This window comes from Arthrobacter sp. BK1, assembly GCF_056680055.1.
Genome location: NZ_CM155263.1, coordinates 109707 through 128523, shown reverse-complemented (window position 1 = coordinate 128523; position 18817 = coordinate 109707). Strand labels below are relative to the sequence as shown.

The following is an 18817-nucleotide window of genomic DNA, read 5'->3' as shown; positions in this document are numbered from 1 at the left end:
TGCGGGCCCGCCGTCGTACGTGCTGCCTTGTGTCTGGTCAGACTGTTGCGTTCATGCCCCCGGCGGGCATTTTCTCGGAAGCCGATTCCCCGGCCTTCGTGGAGCCGTCCATTGTCCCAGAAGGCATGGCAGGCTCTGCCGGGCGTTGTTGGCCGTTTGCCGTCACGCTCCCGCCCATGGCGCCAGCCGGCATGTCGACCGTTCCGGGGGCGCCGCCCTCGGAGGATATGTCCGCCTCCCCGCCCATGGCCGCTGCACCCGAAGCCCCGGTTGACTCCTCTGTCAGGAACGGCATGTTCTGCCACCTGTGCCACAGGGCGTTGTCGGTGCCCCGGACGAAGACCTCCAGGCGGCCATCGGCGTTGCTGCCGATGGTGATGTTGGAGGTGAGGAGGCCGCCCAGGGAGTGCCAGCCGGACCATCCGCTGTTCGGCGCCGTCTGCCACATGTGCCACAGGGCGTTGTCGGTGCCCCGGACAAAGGCTTCAAGCCTGCCGCTCGCGTTCTTGCCGACGGCGATGTCGGAGGTGAGGAGGCCGCCCAGGGAGTGCCAGCCGGACCAGGTGCCGTTTGGTGTCGTTTGCCACTTGTGCCACAGGGCATTGTCGGTGCCACGCACGAAGGCCTCGAGACGGCCATCGGCGTTGCTGCCGATGGTGATGTTGGAGGTGAGGAGGCCGCCCAGTGAGTTCCAGCCGGACCAGGTGCCATTGGGTGCTGTTTGCCACTTGTTCCAGAGGGCGTTGTCCGTGCCGCGGGCGAAAACCTCCAGGCGGCCGTCCTTGTTCTTGCCCACCGTGATCTCCGAGGTGATCACGCCGCCCAGGGAATGCCAGCCGGCCCAGGTGCCGTTCGGTGCGGTCTGCCAGCGGTGCCAGACGGCGCCGTCCGTCCCGCGGGCGAAAACCTCGAGTCTGCCATCGGCGTTGCGCCCGGCAGCGGGCGGTCCGGTGATGACCCCGCCCAGGGAGTTCCAGCCGGACCAGGTGCCGTTCGGTGCTGTTTGCCACTTGTTCCAGAGAGCGTTGTCAGTGCCCCGGGCAAAGATTTCCAGGCGGCCGTCCTGGTTGCTGGCCACGGCGATGTCGGTGGTGATGACCCCGCCGAGGGAGTGCCAGCCGGCCCAGTTGCCGTTGGGTGCCGTCTGCCAGCGGTGCCATACGGCGCCGTCGGTGCCCCGGGCAAATGCCTCCAGCCGGCCGTCCTTGTTGTTGCCGGCAGATACGTCAGAGGTGATGACACCGCCCAGGGAGTTCCAGCCGGACCAGGCCTGCGGGGCGGCCGGGTACAGCGACCGGAATCCGTCGATGTCGTCCTGGGTAAGGACGCGCTTGGTGGAGTTTGACGCCACGGTGGGGGCCATCACGGCGTTCGCCACGCTGGAGTGCGCCAGCCCGACGATATGGCCGAATTCGTGCAGGGCCACCGTCTCGATATCGAAGGCGCTGGCAGCGGCACCCACGCTCCAGACATGCTCGCTGTCGTCAAAGTGGACCGGCTTGGGCAGGGTATTGGTGATGACACTGCACCCGGGAGGGAAATCGGCGTGGGCCAGGACCCCGCCAACCATCGAATGGTCCGGGTCCGCTGCCGGCCGCCACCCGATGCGGATGTCCGGGCTGGAGCCGAGTGCCACCTCCGTGAAGGTCAGTCCGCCCAACGCCTGCCAGCTCTGGATGGCCCGCCTGATGGCGTCGAACTCGGCGGTGCCCGCGACGTCGTCGGTGCCGGTGTCGAAGGCATAAGTCAGTGTCCGGTCCGCCCACGCGCACTGTGTGGCAAAGGCGATGTCACCGGCAAGCATGTCCGGCAGCCCGCAGCGCGGCCGCATCATTGCTTCGCGGGTGGCATCGTCGAATACACCGGTGACGGGCAGATGGAAGAACTCCTGGAAATTCTTGAGGGCCCCTTCGGTGGGATCGTCCAGGACGCCCAGTTCCCTGTGAGTTGATTCCCCCAGATAGCCAAATCGCTCGAGGTAACTTTGCACCTTGCTGAAGCCCGGATTCCGTTCCCCCGGGGCGGTGTTTTCGACGGCGGCGAGGTAAGGGGCCGCGGGGTACTGCTCATCAGTCATTGGACTCTCCTTGATCTGTTCGGATGCTTCGCAGGATCTGCAGGGCGGTGCCCCGTTCGGCGCCGGCGGCTAGATGGACGACGGCGGTGGCGCGGCCGGGGAAAGTGGCGGCGACGGTGCAGATGCCCTCCTCCTCGAACGAGACGAAGTCCGCCGTGTCACTGCCCACGGCTTCCTGCCAGTGCTCGTAGCCGGGTTTGTCCGCGTAGCGGGTGAGGGGGTCGGCGAAGGGGCTCGTGTCCACGGTCAGGCGCATGCCGGCGCCCTCGAGGACGGCAGCACCGCCCTCGATGGCGCGTTCATGTGAGGGTGCAAGCTGCTCCGGGACATCCAGTGCCACACCTGCCACCCGGAGGGAACTCCACGGTTGTCCCATAACACCGTCCTTATATACGAGGGAACACAGGTACCAGTGGATCAGCGGTGCGTTACAGCACCGTTACTGCCGAGGCGCTGTCCTGCTTAACCCCGGCGGCGGAACTGCACCGCGGCGGGCGTCAAGCTCATCCGACGGGTGTCCCCAGCCTGGTGACCCCCGCGACGTGCCGGGGGAACCGGGCCAGTTGCTCGCCGGCCTCCTGATACCACTGCGTCATGACTGCCGGGGCCTCGCCCAGGGCGACCGCATTGCTGAAGGCCTCGAGCCACGACCCCGACCGCGCCAGATGCTCGCTGATCAGAGACATGTGGTTGGCCATGGACTCTGATTCGGCATGGACCTGAAGGCAGGTGATCTGCCGGCCCGATTCGTCGGCGAAGAATTGGAACACCAGCATCCGGGGCTCGCGGCTCTCCACAAGCCGCGCGACGTCGCGGCATGCATCGAGGGCCTCATCAAGGTGTCCTTCGCGCACCGTGTACGTGCTGAAGTAAATAAACGGCTCTGACATGATGACCTCCTGAAACAGGTGATCCACGCTGTGTGGATCACCTTCAGGATCCCTCCGGCGCAGCCCGCGGACATCGGCAGACCGGGCCTTCTTCGGCATCCGCCCCTGGGTAGTTATGCCCATCGCGCCGATGCATACTGGTGGTCAGGAGGTGGACGTGGCCGACGACGCAGGTCACCTGGCGCGGGCCCGGACGTTCCGGGCGGCGTTCGCTTGGCGGCAGGCGTGCGACGAGTTCCGCGCCGCCGGCGGGCTCCCGGCCCTCGAGATTGACGATGTGGAGCGCTACGCCGAGTGCGCCCAGATCGCAGGGCTTACCGACGACGCGATCACCGCGCTCGAGCGTGCTTTCGAGGTTCGGGCCGCTGACGGCCAGGTGCGCGCCGCCCTTGCCTCCGCGTTCTGGCTCTGGGAGGCCCATCACCTTAATAATGAGTTCGCCCAGGCCAACGGCTGGATGGCACGGGCCCGGGAGCTCGGTCCGGACGACGCGGGCGGAGAGCCCGGCTGGCTGCTCATCACCATGGCTTACGGCCGCATCGCCGCCGGAGCGTATGACGAGGCGGGGGCGCTCCTCGCGCGCGCCCGCGAAAGGGCTGCCGCCGTGCACGACGCCGATCAGCTGGCGTTCTCGACGCTCCTCACCGGCCGCGCACTGGTCAAGTCGGGCCGCCTTGCGGACGGACTCGCCTGCCTCGACGATGCGATGCTACGCGTTGTTGCCGGTGAGACGACACCAAGGGCCACGAGCCTGCTCTTCTGCGCGGCGATCGGCACATGCCAGATGGAGGCCCGCGACCTCTCACGGGTCCGCGAGTGGAGCACAGCCCTCGGCTCCTGGCTTGATACCGTTCCTCCGTTCGGGGGACCGTTCTACGGCAACTGCCTGACGTACCGGGCGGTCCACCTCCGGCTCGCGGGGCATTGGGCGGCGGCCCTCGCCGGGCTTCAGGAGGCATGCCAGAGCCTGGCCGAAAATGCAGGCACACGCCTGCTCGGCCATGCGCGCTACGAACTCGGTGAAACGCATCGCCTCCTCGGCGACTTCCCAGCGGCCGAGGAAGCCTTCCGGGCGGCAGCGTTTTCCGGGGGACCTACGCAGCCAGGACTCGCCCTGCTCAGGCTCCGCCTCCAAGACCTGCAGGCCGCGGCAGCGGGAATCCGGCGCGCGCTCGGCGAGGCCGCGGAGCCGGGTGCCCGCGCGGATCTGCTTCCCGCGGCCGTGACCGTCCTCCTCGCAGCGGGTGCCGCGGGGGAAGCTGCGGCCGCTGCCGCCGAGATGGGCAGCCTCGCGGAGCATTTCGCCTCCGACAGCGTGCGCGCCGCCCATGCGCGGGCCCTGGGCGAGCTGGCCCTTGCCGATGGTGAGTGGCAGAAGGCGCTTCCCAAGCTCCGACGGTCAGCTGATCTGTGGCGGTTCTTGGATGTCCCCTACGAGATTGCGCGGTGTTCCGTCCTCCTGGCCACGGCGTACCGGGGCGTGGGCGACCACGAGGCCGCCGGCTTGGAGCTGGAATCGGCTCGGAACGGATTCACGCTGCTCGGCGCCCGCCCAGATGTCCTTGAGGTCAAGGGCATGCTCCTGCCCGCCGGCGCCCCCTCCCAGCATGGCCTCTCGCCACGCGAAATCGAGGTGCTTAGGTTGATCGTGCAGGGCCTGACGAACCGGGCAATCGCGGGTGAGCTCTTCATCAGCGAGCGGACCGTCCACCGCCATGTGGCCAACATTCTCGACAAGCTAGGCGTGAGCTCCCGAACGGAGGCGGCGGCTCGTGCCATCGGCCGCGGGATCGTCAGCATCGGCCCGTGAGACGGCGTCGAGCACACGGATGTCCACTGCCCGAAGCTGAGTGTCCGCACTGTTTCGGGTTCACCCCGTCCTGAAATGTCAATAGTCGGAGGTCCCACGCGCTATTGGGAAGATACTGTTTGGAAGTCCTCGCCGACACACAATAGGGGGGGTGTTACCCGGCGCTTTCGGATAGCCAACTCTCAGCGATGAAAATAGGGACCAAGTGCTTATTGACAATATCCATCGTGTTGAGGATCCTCATTCCTATCTGATCAATACACTTCAGACCGAACCGGAATCAGATTCTTATGGGCGACGACGGCTGTAGAGAATTGCAATTGGATTTGCTCGGGTCGTGGCGGCTGCGCCGGGACACCGCAGTCCTCCATGTTGCAACACGTCAGCAACGCCTTATCGCCGCGCTGGCCATCCGGGGTCCAAACCTTCGGAGCTATCTCGTCGGTCTGTTGTGGCCGGAATATCCTGATGCGCGTGCGCTGGAAAGTCTGCGTGTGAGTGTCCACCTCATTTCACGGCAGGTGCCCGGTTTGATCGTAAATGCCGGGGCAATGTTGTCACTGAACGATCGGGTTGATGTGGACCTGCACCGGATCAGGGCCCGGATCCGCACCCTGAACCACGCCGGACTTGACGGGGAAGTTGGCTCCTCATTGCATGAACTGCGGGATGCGGAGGTGCTGCCGGGCTGGTATGAGGACTGGGTGATGTTTGAACAGAGCAGGCTGCGGCAGGATCGGCTTCGCGCTTTCACGGCCATTTCGCGGCAGTCACTTGCCCGGGGTATTTATGAGGTAGCGGGGGAAGCCGCCGAGGCAGCACTGGAAATTGAGCCGCTTTATGAGAACGCCGTTCGGCTCCTCATTGCTGCGGAGATCCTGCAAAACAACCCGGCCGCTGCCTTGAGGTCCTATGAGCGTTACCGGGTAAAGCTCCATGTAGACATGGGGCTTGTGCCTTCCGAGTCCCTCAAAAACCTCATCACGGAGGCACTCGATCACCATGCCATCGCGAGGATGGAGAACTTACTTCCCGCCGGCAATTCCTGGCTGGCCGGCCAGCCACTCCTGCACCACTCTTAGGACCTCGTAGGGGTCAGCGGTGGATACGGTGCTTCGGGCGGTTCCAGGGGTCTGCCCGTAGGTTATTCGCGCCCGGAAACCCCGGGAGTGACCTGGCTCCTGCCATCTCCTGATGATCATCGTCTCTACCGGCGGGATCTCGCCGTCATCGGCTTTATTCCCACTGCCCGGCCCGGGGTGGTCGTCTCTCGTCATGGCGTTAATCCGCTCCCGGTCTGTGCCTCGGTCCGTTTGGAAGGTTCGGATGTAAATGCACCTTAATCGTCGCCTGCCGGCCTGGGAGATGCCTGCCCGGTTCACGGTGTGCACTTCTTCTGGCTGCTTTTGATTGTGTTGCAGGAGAATCAGGAATTATCGCACCTTTCCGAAATAATGGCTCAAGATTCACCACGTTGCCATTTCGAACTGCGGGGCGCGCAAGGCCGGTAACGCTGCAGTAACGCGCCCGTGGTCGACTTTTCCCATTACCGTGCACTTCATCAGTTCTGAAAAGTGCGCCTGTTTCGGAAGAGGGCTGCGAGATGGTTTTTCCGGGTGACGACGGCAGGCTCCCGGTAATTTATGTCCGGGGCTTTGCCGGCAATGGCTCCGCAATCAACAGCGCAGTGGACGATCCGTTTTATGGCTTCAGCCAGGGGTCGGTGCATGTACGCGCGGACAGTAACGGGAGGGCGAAGTTCCACCAGTTTGAATCTCCAATGCTCCGGCTGGTCACGGACCATAAATACGAGGTGCCGGTTCACGGGGACCAATGGGCTTACCTGAATGGGGTGGACGCCGGCACCGTGAACCCCGCGTCGGTGTGGATCCACCGTTTCTATGACGAATCGGCCGACACGTTTTCTGAGGAGCCGGAGGGTTTTTCGTTCCAGGACGCTGCGCGGGACCTCTTCAAGCTCATCAGGCTTGTCCTGGAAAAGACAGGTGCCCCCAAAGTATTTCTTGTTGCCCACTCCATGGGAGGGCTGATCTGCCGCTCTCTCCTGCAACGCATTATTCCGGAGGCCCTCGCCGGCGCGGACGGGGAGATCGACCCTGCCGCCGGGAACCGGTTTGTGGCGCGGGTATTCACGTATGCCACCCCCCACGGCGGAATCCGCTTCGCGATAGGCTTCGGGCTGCTTGAGCGCATCCGGGACGCCACCGGCATCCAGGGCGCCGACATCTTCGGCCCTGACCGGATGTACGACTACCTGACACCGGAAAAATTAAGGCGGAAAAGAACCCGCGACGACTTCATCCCGGCCGAAATTCCGGATGACGGGTTTCCGGTGGATGAACTGTTCTGCCTGGTCGGTTCCAATCCCGAGGACTACGACGTTGCGTTCGGACTGTCCTCAAAAGCGGTAGGTGCCCGCAGCGACGGCCTCGTCCAGATCGATAACGCCGCGGTCCGGGGGGCTCCGCTGGCCGTGGTGCATCGCAGCCACAGCGGGCGCTACGGGATCGTCAATTCGGAGGAGGGCTACCAGAACCTGCAGCGGTTCCTCTTCGGGGACCTCAAAATCGAAGTGGAGCTGGTGGGCTTCACAGTCGGCAAGGCCGCCCCGCCCGAGGTCGAATTCCAGCTCGACGTCGGGCTGGCCATACGCGGACTGCCCGTCCTGGTCCATGAGCAAAGCGCCGCCCACTTCTGCCCTGTGCAGATAGAGCACTGGCGAGAAGGTGACCCCATAGACTCGCCCGTTCCACTGCTCACGACCTTCCTCTCCTCGAAAGCGCCCCGTCCGCGCGTGGGAGGCAGGGAAGTACCCCGGCTGCGCCACGCCCTCAAACTCCGGCTCATGTCCATCACCGAAAAGGAAGGCCACTTCTTCTTTGACGACCACATGGAACAGACCGAGGACTGGCAGGACACCCTGCTCGTTGACATCGAACCGCCCACTGCGCAGCGGCCGCTGCCCAAGGCATGGGCCGCGTGGAACAGCACCATTCCAACCGCCCTGCGGGACTGGGACCCCGACGATAATGATCAGCTGAAAGACACAGACAGCACGCCTGAACACTGGCAGGGACGGATTGACGTCCCGGAAGTGTCCAGGGCCCTGCTTGGACTGAACGCGGGCATACGGCTCACGGTAACCCCGCGCACGCTCACCTTCTGACCCGCAGATGAGCCCCGGAGGATGCGTTGGAGGGGTTGCCTGTCAGTCGGACCCGCCGGCAAATGCGCTGGCGCCTGCCTCCGCTACGGTCTGGTCCTGTTCACCTGACCCTCCACTGACGCCGATGGCACCGACCACTTTGCCATCACGGGTCAAGGGGATACCGCCGGCGAATATCATGATTCTTCCGTGGTTGCTGGCATGGATTCCATAGAACTGGTTTCCCGGTTGGGAGTTGTCGCCAAGGTCTTTGGTCTGGATATCAAAGGCTCGTGAGGTGAAGGCCTTGTTGATCGAGATGTCGATGCTGCCGATCCAGGCGCCGTCCATACGGACGTGGGAGACGAGGTTGCCGCCGGCATCCACGACGGCGATGTTCATCGGCTGGCCGATTTCCTCGGCGCGCTTTTCAGCGGCGGAGATGATGGTGCGGGCTTCGGCGAGGTTGGGTGACGTCATTGTCTTGCTCCTTGTTCTCGGTGAATTTGTTAAGCGCTGACGTAGCCGTTGGGGTTGAGGACGTATTTGGTGGCTGCGCCGGCATCGAATTCGGCGTAGCCGCGGGGTGCCTCGTCCAGGGTTATCGCTTTGCCGTTGACGGCCTTGGCGATCTGGACTCTGTCGTGGAGGATCGCCATCATCAGCTGCCGGTTGTATTTCATGACGGGGCACTGGCCCGTGGTGAAGGCAAGCGATTTGGCCCAGCCGGTGCCGAGGCTCAGCGACAGCGAACCCTTCTTTGCTGCATCGTCGACGGCGCCAGGGTCACCGGTGACGTACAACCCCGGGATCCCCAGAGCACCACCGGCCGCGGTGATTTCCATCAGCGAGTTCAGCACCGTGGCCGGCGCCTCTTCGGCTTCCCTGCCATGGCCGTGGCCGCGGGCTTCGAAACCCACGGCATCAACTCCGGCGTCGACTTCGCGGACCCCCAGTATCTGTTCGATCTGGTCCGCGGGGTCTCCGTTGGCGACGTTGATGGTTTCGCAGCCGAAGCTGCGCGCCTGCCCGAGCCGTTCCTCGTTCAGGTCCCCAACGATCACCACCGCAGCGCCGAGCAGCTGAGCACCTGCGGCGGCGGCCAGCCCTACCGGGCCTGCACCTGCGACGTACACGGTGGACCCCACCCCAACGCCGGCCGTGACGGCACCGTGGAATCCGGTGGGGAAGATGTCGGAGAGCATGGTCAGGTCCATGATCTTCTCCAGCGCCTGGTCACGGTCCGGGAACTTCAGCAGGTTCCAGTCTGCGTACGGGACCAGGACGTATTCGGCCTGTCCGCCCACCCAGCCGCCCATGTCCACGTAGCCGTAGGCGCTGCCTGGCCGGTCCGGGTTCACGTTCAGGCAGATCCCGGTCTTCCGCTTCTTGCAGTTCCGGCACCGGCCGCAGGAGATATTGAACGGCACCGAAACAATGTCACCGACCTTGATGAACTCAACGTCCGGCCCGGTCTCCACCACCTCGCCGGTGATTTCGTGGCCGAGGACCAGATCGGTGGGGGCTGTGGTCCGGCCCCGGACCATGTGCTGGTCCGATCCGCAGATGTTGGTGGTGACGGTGCGGAGGATTACCCCGTGCGGGATCTTCCGGCCGACGTTGGCCGGGTTGACCCCGGGTCCGTCCTTCAGTTCAAAGGTGGGATATTCGGTGTCAATGACTTCGACCTTGCCGGTTCCCTTGTAGGCAACTGCTCTGTTTCCAGACAACGGGCTCTCTTCTCTTCCGTGGCTGCTGCCCGGCTCAACAGTCCGTGTGGGTATGGTGGCGACATTGAACAACATGTGCGGCCACCTGGACAAGATCCGAAAGTCCCCGGTCCCCGCCGAAAGCGGTGCGGGCCGGTCAAAGGCCTTCGAAGAGGTCGGTCAGCAAAGCACTTCCAGCCGGCCGGCCCGGCCACGCCAGGACAGCCGATTCCCGGGACACGATCCTGGCCCAGCGGCGCGGGTCCACACCCGGATCGATCAGGACGTCCCGCTGGGACTTGTGCTCCAGCAGACCGGCGATGATCCGGGACGCCACCGCGCTCGTGTCCACCTCGATGTCAATCCGATCATCCGCGACCGGACGCAGGTGGTATTCGCGGGTGGGGTCCCAGGGCGTCAGTCCCTGGCGTTGCCGGCTGACGTTCCACCGGTCAAAGGTCGAGGCACGCATGGCACCGTGCACCAGCCGCCGCAAGCCCGGGCCCGGCGTTTCCCTGGCCCGGGCGAACGCTTCGTCGGTTGCCCTGCCCACCGCGATGTGGTCCCGGTGCCCGGTGATTCCGTCAGGCCCGAAGGTGGCTACCACCTGGGGCCGCTCCTGGAGCAGGATCTCCAGGATCCTGCCGACCAGTTCCTCGAAGTCGACTTCCGGCACCCTCCCGTCGGCGTAGTCCAGCCACTCGTGACGGTCGGGGACTCTGCCGTGGGCCTGCCACGCGCTGGCGCTCTCCCGGCGCCGCCAGGCACCCAACTCTTCGGGCGTCGTCGGGACACCTTTGCTGATCTGCCCGGCGCCGCCATCGGTGGCGAGCACCAGGCAGAACCTGAACCCGGGGTCGTCCTCGTGCAGGGCAATCGAGCCCGCGCACCCGTACGCATCGTCATCGGGGTGGGCCACCACAACCGCCAGTGAGTGCGGCTCATTCACAAAACAGACGCTAAACCCAACAGCAGCAGAATCACAAGGCCAAGGTTTGGCACCCTGTTGCACCGGCGCCGGATGGAGTAGGTTGCTCGGATGGAGCAGACGTATCAGGTCATCGTGGTCGGGGCCGGGTTTGCCGGCCTGACAGCTGCCAGGAAACTTGGCCGCAAGGGCGTCAGGGTGTTGCTGATCGACGCCAACAACTATCACCAGTTCCAACCCCTCCTGTACCAGGTGGCGACGTCCCAGATCGGTGTCTCGGCCATTGCCCGGCCCATCCGGTCGGTTTTCCGCCGCCTCAGGTCGGTCAGGGTGCTCACCGCGGAAGTGGCGGCAGTGGATGCAGCCAACCGCACGGTCACTACCTTGGAGGGCGACACGTTCCAGGCGCAGGTCCTCGTCATAGCGGCCGGCGCCGTGCCCAACTTCTTCAACACCCCGGGCGCAGAAGAGCTTGCCTTCCCCTTGTACTCGGTCACCGACGCCACCAAGCTCGGCGCCAGGCTCACCCAACTCCTGGACCAGGCCGACCGGGAGTCCGGCGGCTCCGTGGACGTGGTGGTCATCGGCGGCGGCCCTACGGGCGTGGAGACCGCCGGAGCCATGATGGAAAACGTCAAGTATGTGGTGTCCAAGTACTTCTCGCCAGGGCTTGCCGCCCGGTGCCATGTGCACCTGGTGGACATGATCCCGAACGTGATGAATGCCTTTTCGGCCAAGTCGCAGGAATACACCAAAGAACGCCTCGAGAAGATCGGCGTCCAGCTGCACCTGGGAGTCGGCGTCACGGAGGTCCGGCCAGACGGCGTGACGCTCGCCGACGGGGTATTCATTCCCGGCCGGGTGGTGGTCTGGGCGGGCGGATTGAAGGCCGGCAAGATCATCACAGACTCCGGCATACCGCAGGGCAAAGGCGGACGGATCGATGTGCACCCGGACCTGACCGCGCCGGAATTCGACGGTGTGTACGTCCTGGGCGATGCGGCCAACATCACCGACTCGACGGGAGCCAAACTTCCGCAGCTTGGCTCCGTGGCACAGCAAGCCGGGAAATGGGCGGCGAAGAACATTTACGCCGACCTCACCGGCGGTGTGCGCCAGCCATTCAAGTACTTGGACAAGGGCTACATGGGGATGATCGGCCGGGGCGCTGCGGTCGCCGAAATCGGGCGCCAGCGCGTCCAGCTCCAAGGGCCGCTGGCGTTCGTGGCCTGGCTGCTGGTGCACCTCGCCCTGCTGTCCGGATTCCAGCAGAAGGTCCGCGCATTGTTTTCCTGGCTCAACGGCTACATCACCCACAGCCCCGCCCAGGTGGTGGTGGGCCGTCCCGATTGACCGCCGCCCGCGGACCGGTTACCGGTCAGCTGCCCCGGTACGTTGAGTAGGCGAACGGGCTGAGCAGCAACGGCACGTGGTAGTGCTCGGCGCCTGTCACCGAGAAGACGAGGTCCACTTCCGGGAAGAAGGTGGGTGTCCCGAGGCTTTCGTAGTAGGTGCCGGTGCCGAAGTTGAGGCGGTAGGTTCCCGGCTCCAGCTGTTCGGGGCCGAGGTTTTTCGCCCGTCCGTCGGCGTCTGTGGTGCCGTTGCCCAGGGCAGTCCACCTCCCGCCGTCGCGCCGGTAGAGTCCGACGGCGACGCCCGCGGCGGGGCGCCCGGAGCCGGTGTCCAGGATATGTGTGGTGACCTGTGAGGTGCTCATGGGCTGATGACTCCTTGAAGGCGCAGCAGTGCGATTTCCCTGAGCTGCCCGGCGATGATGGGTACTTCCTGCTCCGGAGTATGCGCCAGCCTTTCCCGGAGGACGGTGAGGATGTCGCCGCCGGTGCGCCCTGCTGCGCGGATCAGGAACACCCGGCCGAACTTGTCCTCATAGGCACGGTTCCCGTCAGCGAGGGCCGCCGCCAGTCTGGCGTCCGCCGGGCCCAGCCCCGCCTGCTCCGAGCGGGACATCACCGCTTCGGTGGTGCGGCCCGTGGGCCTCTCCCCGATGCGCGGGTGGTGGGCCAGTGCGGCCTCGACCTCCTCCGGGGTGAATGGATCTGCGGCGTGCCGGGCGAAGTCCAGCAGGTCCTGCCCGGAGGCGAACGGGCGGGCGCTGACTATCTCTTCCACCCAGCGCTGGACATCGACGCAAGGTCGCAGCAGGGCCTCGGCTTGGGCGGTGGGCGCTGTGTTGAAAGCAGCCAGCCTCACGTCGCGGCGGAGCAGTTTCCCGGTGGGGGTCAGGCCGTCCACCACGCTCCCACGAAGGTAGGTGCGCCGGACCAAGCCGGTGAGGGCCTTGCCGTCGTAGGGGGTGATGGGGTTCTTGTGCTTGAGCTTGGCCACGTCCACCACGAACTCGTCGTCCGGGGCGAAAACGGCGAAGTCCGCATCGAAACCGAGGGCGAGCCGGCCCTTATTGGACACACGGGCCAGTGCGGCAGGCTTTTCAGCCATCCAGGAGACCACCTGTTCCAGGGGAATTCCGCGGCGCCGGGCTTCCGTCCAGATCAGGGACAGGCCCAGCTGCAGCGAGGACACTCCGCCCCAGGCCACCGCAAAGTCGCCGTTTTCCAGGTCCTTGAGGTCCGGGGTGCTGGGGGAGTGGTCCGAGACGATGCAGTCGATGGTCCCGTCCTGCAGGCCTTGCCAAAGCAGCTCGCGGTTGGCGGCTTCGCGGATGGGCGGGCAGCACTTGAAGGCGGTGGCGCCGTCGGGGATTTCCTCGGCCGTCAGGGTCAGGTAGTGCGGGCACGTCTCCACGGTGAGCTTCACGCCGTCGCGCTTTGCTGCGGCGATCATGGGCAGCGCGTCCGACGACGAGAGGTGCACGATGTGCGCACGGGCACCGGTGTGCCGGGCCCGTTCGATGACCTCGGCGATGGCCGTGTTCTCGGCACCGCGTGGGCGGGAGGCCAGGAACGTGGAGTAGTTGCCGCCGCCGGGGTGGGGCGCGTTCTCGATCTCGTGCGGATCCTCCGCGTGGACCAGCATGAGAGAGTCGAAGGACCTGAGCTCAGCCATGTCCTCCTCCAGCTCGTCTGCGCTCAGGTCCGGGAACTCGTCCACGCCCGAATGCAGGAGGAAGCATTTGAAGCCGAATACGCCTTCCTCATGCAGCGGTCGCAGGGCGCCTTTGTTGCCCGGGACGGCGCCGCCCCAGAAGCCGACGTCCACGAAAGCCTGGTCCCCGGCCGCTTCGCGTTTGAGCTTGAGGCCTTCCACGGTGGTGGTGGGCGGGATGGAATTCAGCGGCATGTCGATGATGGTGGTGACGCCGCCGGCGGCCGCCGCCCGGGTGGCGGAGGCGAACCCTTCCCACTCGGTGCGGCCGGGCTCATTGACGTGGACGTGGGTGTCCACCAGGCCCGGGATCAGGATCTCGCCGTCCGCGAGCTCAACCATTTCGGTGCCGGCCAGTCCGGCCCCGAGCGGCGCGAGCGCTGCGATCTTCCCGCCAAGCACGCCCACTTCATGGGGTGCGATGCCGGCGCCGGTGAGGATCTGCTGGCCCCGGATGACCACGTCGTAGTGTTCTTCCGGCATTCAGTGCCGCCCGGTGAGGCGGATCTGGCGGTTGACGTCCTTGTACAGGAGGTACCGGAAGGGGCCGGGGCCGCCGGCGTAGCAGGCCTGCGGGCAGAAGGCGCGGAGCCACATGAAATCGCCGGCTTCCACTTCCACCCAGTCATCGTTCAGGCGGTAGACGGCCTTGCCTTCGAGGACGAACAGGCCGTGCTCCATCACGTGGGTTTCCGCGAACGGGATGGTGCCGCCGGGCTGGAACGTGACGATGTTGACGTGCATGTCGTGGGCGAGGTCGTCCGGGTCCACGAAGCGGGTGGTGGCCCACGCGCCGTTGGTGCCGGGCATGGGACGCGGCTCCACGTCCTGGTCGCGGGTCACGAACGACTTTGCGGTGAAGCCTTCCAGTGGTTCGTAGGCCTTGCGGATCCATTGGAAGGAGGCTGCTTCGCCATCGGCGGGGGCAGGATTCCGGATTTTCCAGTCCGCACCTGCGGCGAGGTAGGCGTAGCCGCCGGCCTCGAGCCGGTGGATGCCGCCGTCGAGCGTCAGGACCAGTTCGCCCTTGGTGAGGAAGATGACGCCTTCGACGCCGGCCTCGGGCTCGGGCTCCTCGCTTCCGCCGCCCGGGGCTACTTCCACGATGAGCTGGCTGAAGGTGGTGGCGAAACCGGCAATGGGACGGGCGATGATCCATGACCGTGTCTTCTCCCAGCCCGGGAGGTTGGAGGTGACAATGTCCCGCAGCACACCCTTGGGGATGACCGTGTAGGCCTCCTTGACCACCGCGCGGTCGGTCAGGAGCTGGGTCTGCGGCGGGAGGCCGCCTTCGGGGGAAAAGTAGGTGCTCAAGAATTTGCTCCTTGGGAGTGTGGGGAGAGGGCCAGCCGGGGGTGCGCCAGGCCGGTCAGCTGGGAAATCCCGACGCCGGACAGGGCCTGGACCTCTTCGGCGCCAACGGCTCCGCACTGGACCCCGCGCAGGACGAAGCCTGCCAGTGCACGGGCGGTGGCGGGCTCGTCCATGACACCGCCTGGTGTCCGCTCGACATAGTTCCGGAGCCTGGCAGCTGCGGCGGGAAGTCCCTGGCGGTAAAAGGCGTAGGTGGCGGCAAACCTGCTGGGCAGCTGGGCCGGGTGCAGGTCCCAGCCCTGGTAGTAGCCGCGTTCCAGGGATCGCCGGACCAGCCGTCCATGCAGCTGCCAGGCGCTCTCCACGTTGCCGCCCACCGGGACGATGTTGGTGGAGCCGTCCGAAAGCCGGATGCCCGTTCCGGCGACGGCGAGCTGCATGACTTCCTTGGCGAAGTCAGCCACCGGGTGCTCCATGGACTGGTACTCCGCGGAGATCTGCAGGGCAGCGGAGTAGTCATACGTCCCGTAATGCAGGCCGCTGATCCGCCCAGGGACCGCATGGGGCAATTGCGCCACCGGCGAGGTGCCGTCCGGGCCGAGGATCAGCTGCGGAGTTTCCACCTGGACCTCGAACCGCAGCCGCCCGGCCGGCAGGCCGTGGATCTCCTCCAGCCGGGACACCGCGTAGTCCATGGCCTGCACCTGCGCCACCGTGGTGACCTTGGGCAGGGTCAGGACCAGTCCCGCAGGGAGTTCGCCGGCGGAGGCCAGCCCGGAGACGAAGAGATCCAGGGTCCGCAGACCGCGGGCCCTGGTGGCGGCTTCGAAGCATTTGAACCGGATCCCGATGAACGGCGGCGCGGAGCCGGCCGCGACGGCGGTGGCCACGGCGGTTGCGGCGCCACCTGCGGCAGTATCCTCGGCGTCGTCGCCCCTGTCCCCGTACCCGTCCTCGAAGTCGAGCCGAAGGTCCTCGATCGGTTCGCTTTCCAGCTTCGCCTGGACCCGCGCCGCCACGGCTTCGGCGAGTCCGGCATCCTGGCCCAGGAGGATGCCCAACCGTTCCAGCCCGCCATGGTCCGCCGCCGCGGCCAGCGCGTCGGATCCCCAGTCAGCGGCGAACGACAGCGTGAACCGGTCGGCGGGGACGTACACGGTGTGGACGGGCTGTCGGGAGCCGTCGTCTCCCGGGTAGTTCCGGTCCAGCAGCCGGTCCGTGGCCGCCAGCTGTGACTCGATGTGGGCGGTGTCCGCCGCGGTGAGGGAAGGCGTGGGGGAGGCGGCCATGCCTCAGTCCAGCAGCTCGTAGGCCGGGGTGGTGAGGAAGTCTGTGTAGTCCTGGGACAGGCAGATGTCCTTGATCAGGTGGCTGGCAGGTTCGTAGTAGCCCATGAACGCCTCCTCGCCGACCTCGCTGCGGAGCCGTTCGGTTTCCTCGGCCAGGATTTGCTCCACCAGTTCCCGGGTGACGGTGTTTCCGGTGTCGGCCAGGACGGATTTGTTGCGGATCTGCTGCCAGACCTGGGAGCGGGAGATCTCTGCGGTGGCGGCGTCTTCCATGAGGTTGTGGATGGCCACGGCGCCGTTGCCGGAGAGCCACACGGCGGTATAGGCGACGGCGACGTACAGGTTCAGGCGCAGCCCGGCTTCGGTGACCTGGCCGCCGGCGGAGGCGATGTCCAGCAGCTGGTCCGCGGTGACCGCAACCTCGGGGCGCTGCTTGCCGAGCTGGTTGGGGTTGTCCCCGAGGACGGCGTCGAAGACTTCCTGGCAGGTCGGGACGAGGTCGGGGTGGGCCACCCAGGAGCCGTCGAAACCGTCGGTGGCTTCCCGGGTTTTGTCCGCGCGGACCTTGGCGAAGGCGGCCTCGGTGACCTCGGGCTGCTTGCGGTTGGGGATCACCGCGGCCATGCCGCCCATGGCGAAGGCGCCGCGGTGGTGGCAGGTTTTGACGAGCAGTTCGGTGTAGGCGCGCATGAAGGGGGCGGTCATGACCACTGAAGCGCGGTCCGGGAGCACAAACTGTTCGCCGGCGTCGCGGAAGTACTTGATGATGCTGAACAGGTAGTCCCAGCGGCCGGCGTTCAGGCCGGAGGCGTGGTCCCGCAGTTCGTACAGAATCTCGTCCATTTCGAACGCGGCGGGGATGGTCTCGATCAGTACCGTGGCGCGGATGGTGCCCTGTGGGATGCCGAGGTGGTCCTGGGCGAAGACAAAGACCTCGTTCCAGAGCCGGGCCTCGAGGTGGCTCTCCATCTTGGGCAGGTAGTAGTACGGGCCGTGGCCGTTCTCTATGAGCGGCCGGGCCACGTGGAAGAAGTGCAGGCCGAAGTCCACCAGCGCGCCGACGGCACGTTCGCCGTCGATCATCACGTGCTTCTCGGGGAAGTGCCAGCCGCGCGGGCGGGCCACCACCACGGCCAGCGGGGCGTCGGTGCGGAGGGTGTATTCCTTGCCCTCGGCCGAGGTGTGGCTCAGGGTTCCGTTCGCGGCGTCGCGGAGGTTCAGGATGGAATCGACGACGTTTCCCCACGTGGGCGTGGACGCGTCCTCAAGATCGGCAAGCCACACTTTAGCCCCGGAGTTCAGGGCGTTGATGGCCATTTTGGCCGGGGAGGCCGGGCCGGTCATCTCAACCCGGCGGTCCTGCAGTGCCGCAGGCGCCTCCGCAACTTTCCAGTCGCCGTCGCGCACTGCCCGTGTCTCCGGGAGGAAGTCCAGCTTGCCGGTCTCCGCGACCCGCTGCCGCTTGACCGCGCGGGCGGCAAGAAGCTCATCGCGGGTGCCGGCGAAGCGGGTGTGGAGCTCTTCGATGAACGCCAGCGCCTCCGGGGTCAGGATCTCCTCCGCGCGGTCGGTCGGCCGGGGGTCTGTAACAGTGATGGCCATTGCTGGTCCTTTCGTTGGCTGCGAAGACGCTGGGGCTAATCTAACTCAGCAGAAGCCGGCGATCCCTGACCAGGCGACGGGCGCCGGGGTGGCGTCGTCGCGCTGGACGGTAGCCTCGATCAGGCCGTAGGGGCGGTCGGCCGCGAAGAAGACCTCGTTGGGGTTGTCGAGGCCGAACGGGGAGAGGTCCACCAGGAAGTGATGTTTGTTGGGCATGGAGAACCTGATCTCCTCGATGCCGCCCTGCGCTTCCAGGACCTTGGTGCCCATGTCGAACAGGGTCTGCTGCAGGGCGCGGGAGTACTTCTCCGTGAAGCCTTCGAGCAGGAGGGCCTTGACGTCGTCGTAGTTTTTGTTGAAGTCCAGCGTGCTGAAGTCGGTCCCGGTCCGGTAGCGCCAGCGGGCGGAAACGTCGGTGGCGAGGATACGGTCGGTGGTTTCCGGGAGGGTGGTGTATATGTCCCTGTCGAACCCGGCGAAGCCGGACTGGGTGGTCTTCAATACTGTCAGGTCTGTCAGCCCGGAGATCAGGTGGCTGGCCGCGCCGTCAAGGACCAGGACGGCGGTCCGGACTTCCTGGCCGTTGCGCACAAAGGAGTGATCGTGTTCGGTGCCATGGGCGTGGATCCGGTCCCAGCTGTAGGACTCGGCTTCCCAGCGGCCGCCGCTGACCCAGTCGAAATTGGAGGTGAAGTGCTCTCCGAGGCGCAGGAGGAAGGCTTCGGGGGAGCCGATGCCCTCGCGGGCGAACGCATAGATGGTGTTCTTCTGGGTGTCTGTGGCCACCACGTGGGCGTTGTCGCCCTCAAGGTGGGCCGCCGCAAAATCGCCGCGCAGCTGCGAGGTGACGTTCAGATCCTCAATCTCGTGGCGTTCCGTATCGCGGGTGATTTTGACGACCCGGACCTCCGCTTTGCCGTACTGGTTCTCTCCGAGGATGATCTTGCTGTTCATGTCTGTTCCCAACTT

The 18817-nt window shown here is 65.8% G+C and carries 16 protein-coding genes and 1 pseudogene; 4 read left to right on the top strand and 13 right to left on the bottom strand.

The window, feature by feature from the left end:
• Positions 1–37 precede the first annotated feature (37 nt).
• The 3 genes from AC1MCA_RS00560 to AC1MCA_RS00550 all read right to left on the bottom strand — a co-directional run bounded on the left by AC1MCA_RS00560 (position 38) and on the right by AC1MCA_RS00550 (position 2967).
• A complete protein-coding gene (locus AC1MCA_RS00560; RefSeq protein WP_479800423.1) occupies positions 38–2077 on the bottom strand; it encodes a DUF8189 domain-containing protein in 2040 nt (679 codons plus the stop codon).
• Positions 2070–2453: a hypothetical protein gene (locus AC1MCA_RS00555; RefSeq protein WP_479800422.1), complete on the bottom strand. Its 384-nt coding sequence runs from the start codon at positions 2451–2453 to the stop codon at positions 2070–2072. Before AC1MCA_RS00555 ends, AC1MCA_RS00560 begins: the two co-directional genes overlap by 8 nt.
• 127 nt (positions 2454–2580) lie before the next feature.
• Entirely contained in the window at positions 2581–2967 is a 387-nt protein-coding gene (locus AC1MCA_RS00550) for a hypothetical protein (protein ID WP_479800421.1), read from the bottom strand.
• A 157-nt stretch (positions 2968–3124) separates the two neighbouring features.
• On the opposite strand from AC1MCA_RS00550, the gene AC1MCA_RS00545 reads away from it, so the two are divergent.
• The 3 genes from AC1MCA_RS00545 (at position 3125) to AC1MCA_RS00535 (ending at position 7964) form a co-directional block, all read left to right on the top strand.
• Positions 3125–4777, top strand: coding sequence for a LuxR C-terminal-related transcriptional regulator (locus AC1MCA_RS00545; RefSeq protein ID WP_479800420.1), 1653 nt, complete (start codon positions 3125–3127; stop codon positions 4775–4777).
• Between the two features lie 290 nt (positions 4778–5067).
• The gene (locus AC1MCA_RS00540) at positions 5068–5859 is read left to right on the top strand and encodes an AfsR/SARP family transcriptional regulator (protein ID WP_479800419.1); all 792 of its coding nucleotides are present in this window, start codon (positions 5068–5070) and stop codon (positions 5857–5859) included.
• Between the two features lie 521 nt (positions 5860–6380).
• A complete protein-coding gene (locus AC1MCA_RS00535) occupies positions 6381–7964 on the top strand; it encodes an esterase/lipase family protein (RefSeq protein ID WP_479800418.1) in 1584 nt (527 codons plus the stop codon).
• A gap of 42 nt (positions 7965–8006) precedes the next feature.
• On the opposite strand, the gene AC1MCA_RS00530 is transcribed toward AC1MCA_RS00535, so the two are convergent.
• The 3 genes from AC1MCA_RS00530 to AC1MCA_RS00520 all read right to left on the bottom strand — a co-directional run bounded on the left by AC1MCA_RS00530 (position 8007) and on the right by AC1MCA_RS00520 (position 10601).
• Positions 8007–8423: a GlcG/HbpS family heme-binding protein gene (locus AC1MCA_RS00530; protein WP_479800416.1), complete on the bottom strand. Its 417-nt coding sequence runs from the start codon at positions 8421–8423 to the stop codon at positions 8007–8009.
• 29 nt (positions 8424–8452) lie between these two features.
• On the bottom strand, positions 8453–9673 hold the full coding sequence (gene fdhA / locus AC1MCA_RS00525) for a formaldehyde dehydrogenase, glutathione-independent (RefSeq protein WP_479800414.1): 1221 nt from the start codon (positions 9671–9673) through the stop codon (positions 8453–8455).
• Between the two features lie 136 nt (positions 9674–9809).
• The gene (locus AC1MCA_RS00520; RefSeq protein WP_479800413.1) at positions 9810–10601 is read right to left on the bottom strand and encodes a PIG-L deacetylase family protein; all 792 of its coding nucleotides are present in this window, start codon (positions 10599–10601) and stop codon (positions 9810–9812) included.
• Positions 10602–10691: 90 nt separating this feature from the next.
• Between AC1MCA_RS00520 and AC1MCA_RS00515 the strand changes: the two genes are divergently transcribed.
• On the top strand, positions 10692–11933 hold the full coding sequence (locus AC1MCA_RS00515; protein WP_479800411.1) for an NAD(P)/FAD-dependent oxidoreductase: 1242 nt from the start codon (positions 10692–10694) through the stop codon (positions 11931–11933).
• 25 nt (positions 11934–11958) lie between these two features.
• On the opposite strand, the gene uraH is transcribed toward AC1MCA_RS00515, so the two are convergent.
• From uraH to pucL, 7 genes and pseudogenes are all read right to left on the bottom strand, one after another.
• Entirely contained in the window at positions 11959–12297 is a 339-nt protein-coding gene (gene uraH / locus AC1MCA_RS00510) for a hydroxyisourate hydrolase (protein WP_479800409.1), read from the bottom strand.
• A complete protein-coding gene (uraD, locus tag AC1MCA_RS00505) occupies positions 12294–12791 on the bottom strand; it encodes a 2-oxo-4-hydroxy-4-carboxy-5-ureidoimidazoline decarboxylase (protein ID WP_479803500.1) in 498 nt (165 codons plus the stop codon). The genes uraH and uraD overlap by 4 nt, the downstream gene beginning before the upstream one ends.
• Before the next feature lie 3 nt (positions 12792–12794).
• A pseudogene (gene allB / locus AC1MCA_RS00500) lies at positions 12795–14126 on the bottom strand (allantoinase AllB); the annotation flags it as partial.
• Entirely contained in the window at positions 14127–14957 is an 831-nt protein-coding gene (locus AC1MCA_RS00495) for a bifunctional allantoicase/(S)-ureidoglycine aminohydrolase (RefSeq protein WP_479800407.1), read from the bottom strand.
• Positions 14954–16246, bottom strand: a complete 1293-nt coding sequence (locus AC1MCA_RS00490; protein WP_479800406.1) for a DUF6986 family protein — start codon at positions 16244–16246, stop codon at positions 14954–14956. The genes AC1MCA_RS00495 and AC1MCA_RS00490 overlap by 4 nt, the downstream gene beginning before the upstream one ends.
• Positions 16247–16249: 3 nt before the next feature.
• Positions 16250–17848, bottom strand: a complete 1599-nt coding sequence (gene aceB / locus AC1MCA_RS00485) for a malate synthase A (protein ID WP_479800404.1) — start codon at positions 17846–17848, stop codon at positions 16250–16252.
• 45 nt (positions 17849–17893) lie between these two features.
• Positions 17894–18802 carry a factor-independent urate hydroxylase gene (pucL, locus tag AC1MCA_RS00480; protein WP_479800403.1) on the bottom strand — a complete coding sequence of 303 codons (909 nt, stop codon included), beginning with the start codon at positions 18800–18802 and terminating at the stop codon, positions 17894–17896.
• Positions 18803–18817: the final 15 nt, after the last annotated feature.

Coding starts and splice junctions, on each gene's coding strand:
- AC1MCA_RS00560 (WP_479800423.1), bottom strand. CDS start 2,077: ATGACTGATGAGCAGTACCCCGCGGCCCCTTACCTCGCCGCCGTCGAA.
- AC1MCA_RS00555 (WP_479800422.1), bottom strand. CDS start 2,453: ATGGGACAACCGTGGAGTTCCCTCCGGGTGGCAGGTGTGGCACTGGAT.
- AC1MCA_RS00550 (WP_479800421.1), bottom strand. CDS start 2,967: ATGTCAGAGCCGTTTATTTACTTCAGCACGTACACGGTGCGCGAAGGA.
- AC1MCA_RS00540 (WP_479800419.1), top strand. CDS start 5,068: ATGGGCGACGACGGCTGTAGAGAATTGCAATTGGATTTGCTCGGGTCG.
- AC1MCA_RS00535 (WP_479800418.1), top strand. CDS start 6,381: ATGGTTTTTCCGGGTGACGACGGCAGGCTCCCGGTAATTTATGTCCGG.
- AC1MCA_RS00530 (WP_479800416.1), bottom strand. CDS start 8,423: ATGACGTCACCCAACCTCGCCGAAGCCCGCACCATCATCTCCGCCGCT.
- AC1MCA_RS00515 (WP_479800411.1), top strand. CDS start 10,692: ATGGAGCAGACGTATCAGGTCATCGTGGTCGGGGCCGGGTTTGCCGGC.
- uraH (WP_479800409.1), bottom strand. CDS start 12,297: ATGAGCACCTCACAGGTCACCACACATATCCTGGACACCGGCTCCGGG.
- AC1MCA_RS00490 (WP_479800406.1), bottom strand. CDS start 16,246: ATGGCCGCCTCCCCCACGCCTTCCCTCACCGCGGCGGACACCGCCCAC.
- aceB (WP_479800404.1), bottom strand. CDS start 17,848: ATGGCCATCACTGTTACAGACCCCCGGCCGACCGACCGCGCGGAGGAG.
- pucL (WP_479800403.1), bottom strand. CDS start 18,802: ATGAACAGCAAGATCATCCTCGGAGAGAACCAGTACGGCAAAGCGGAG.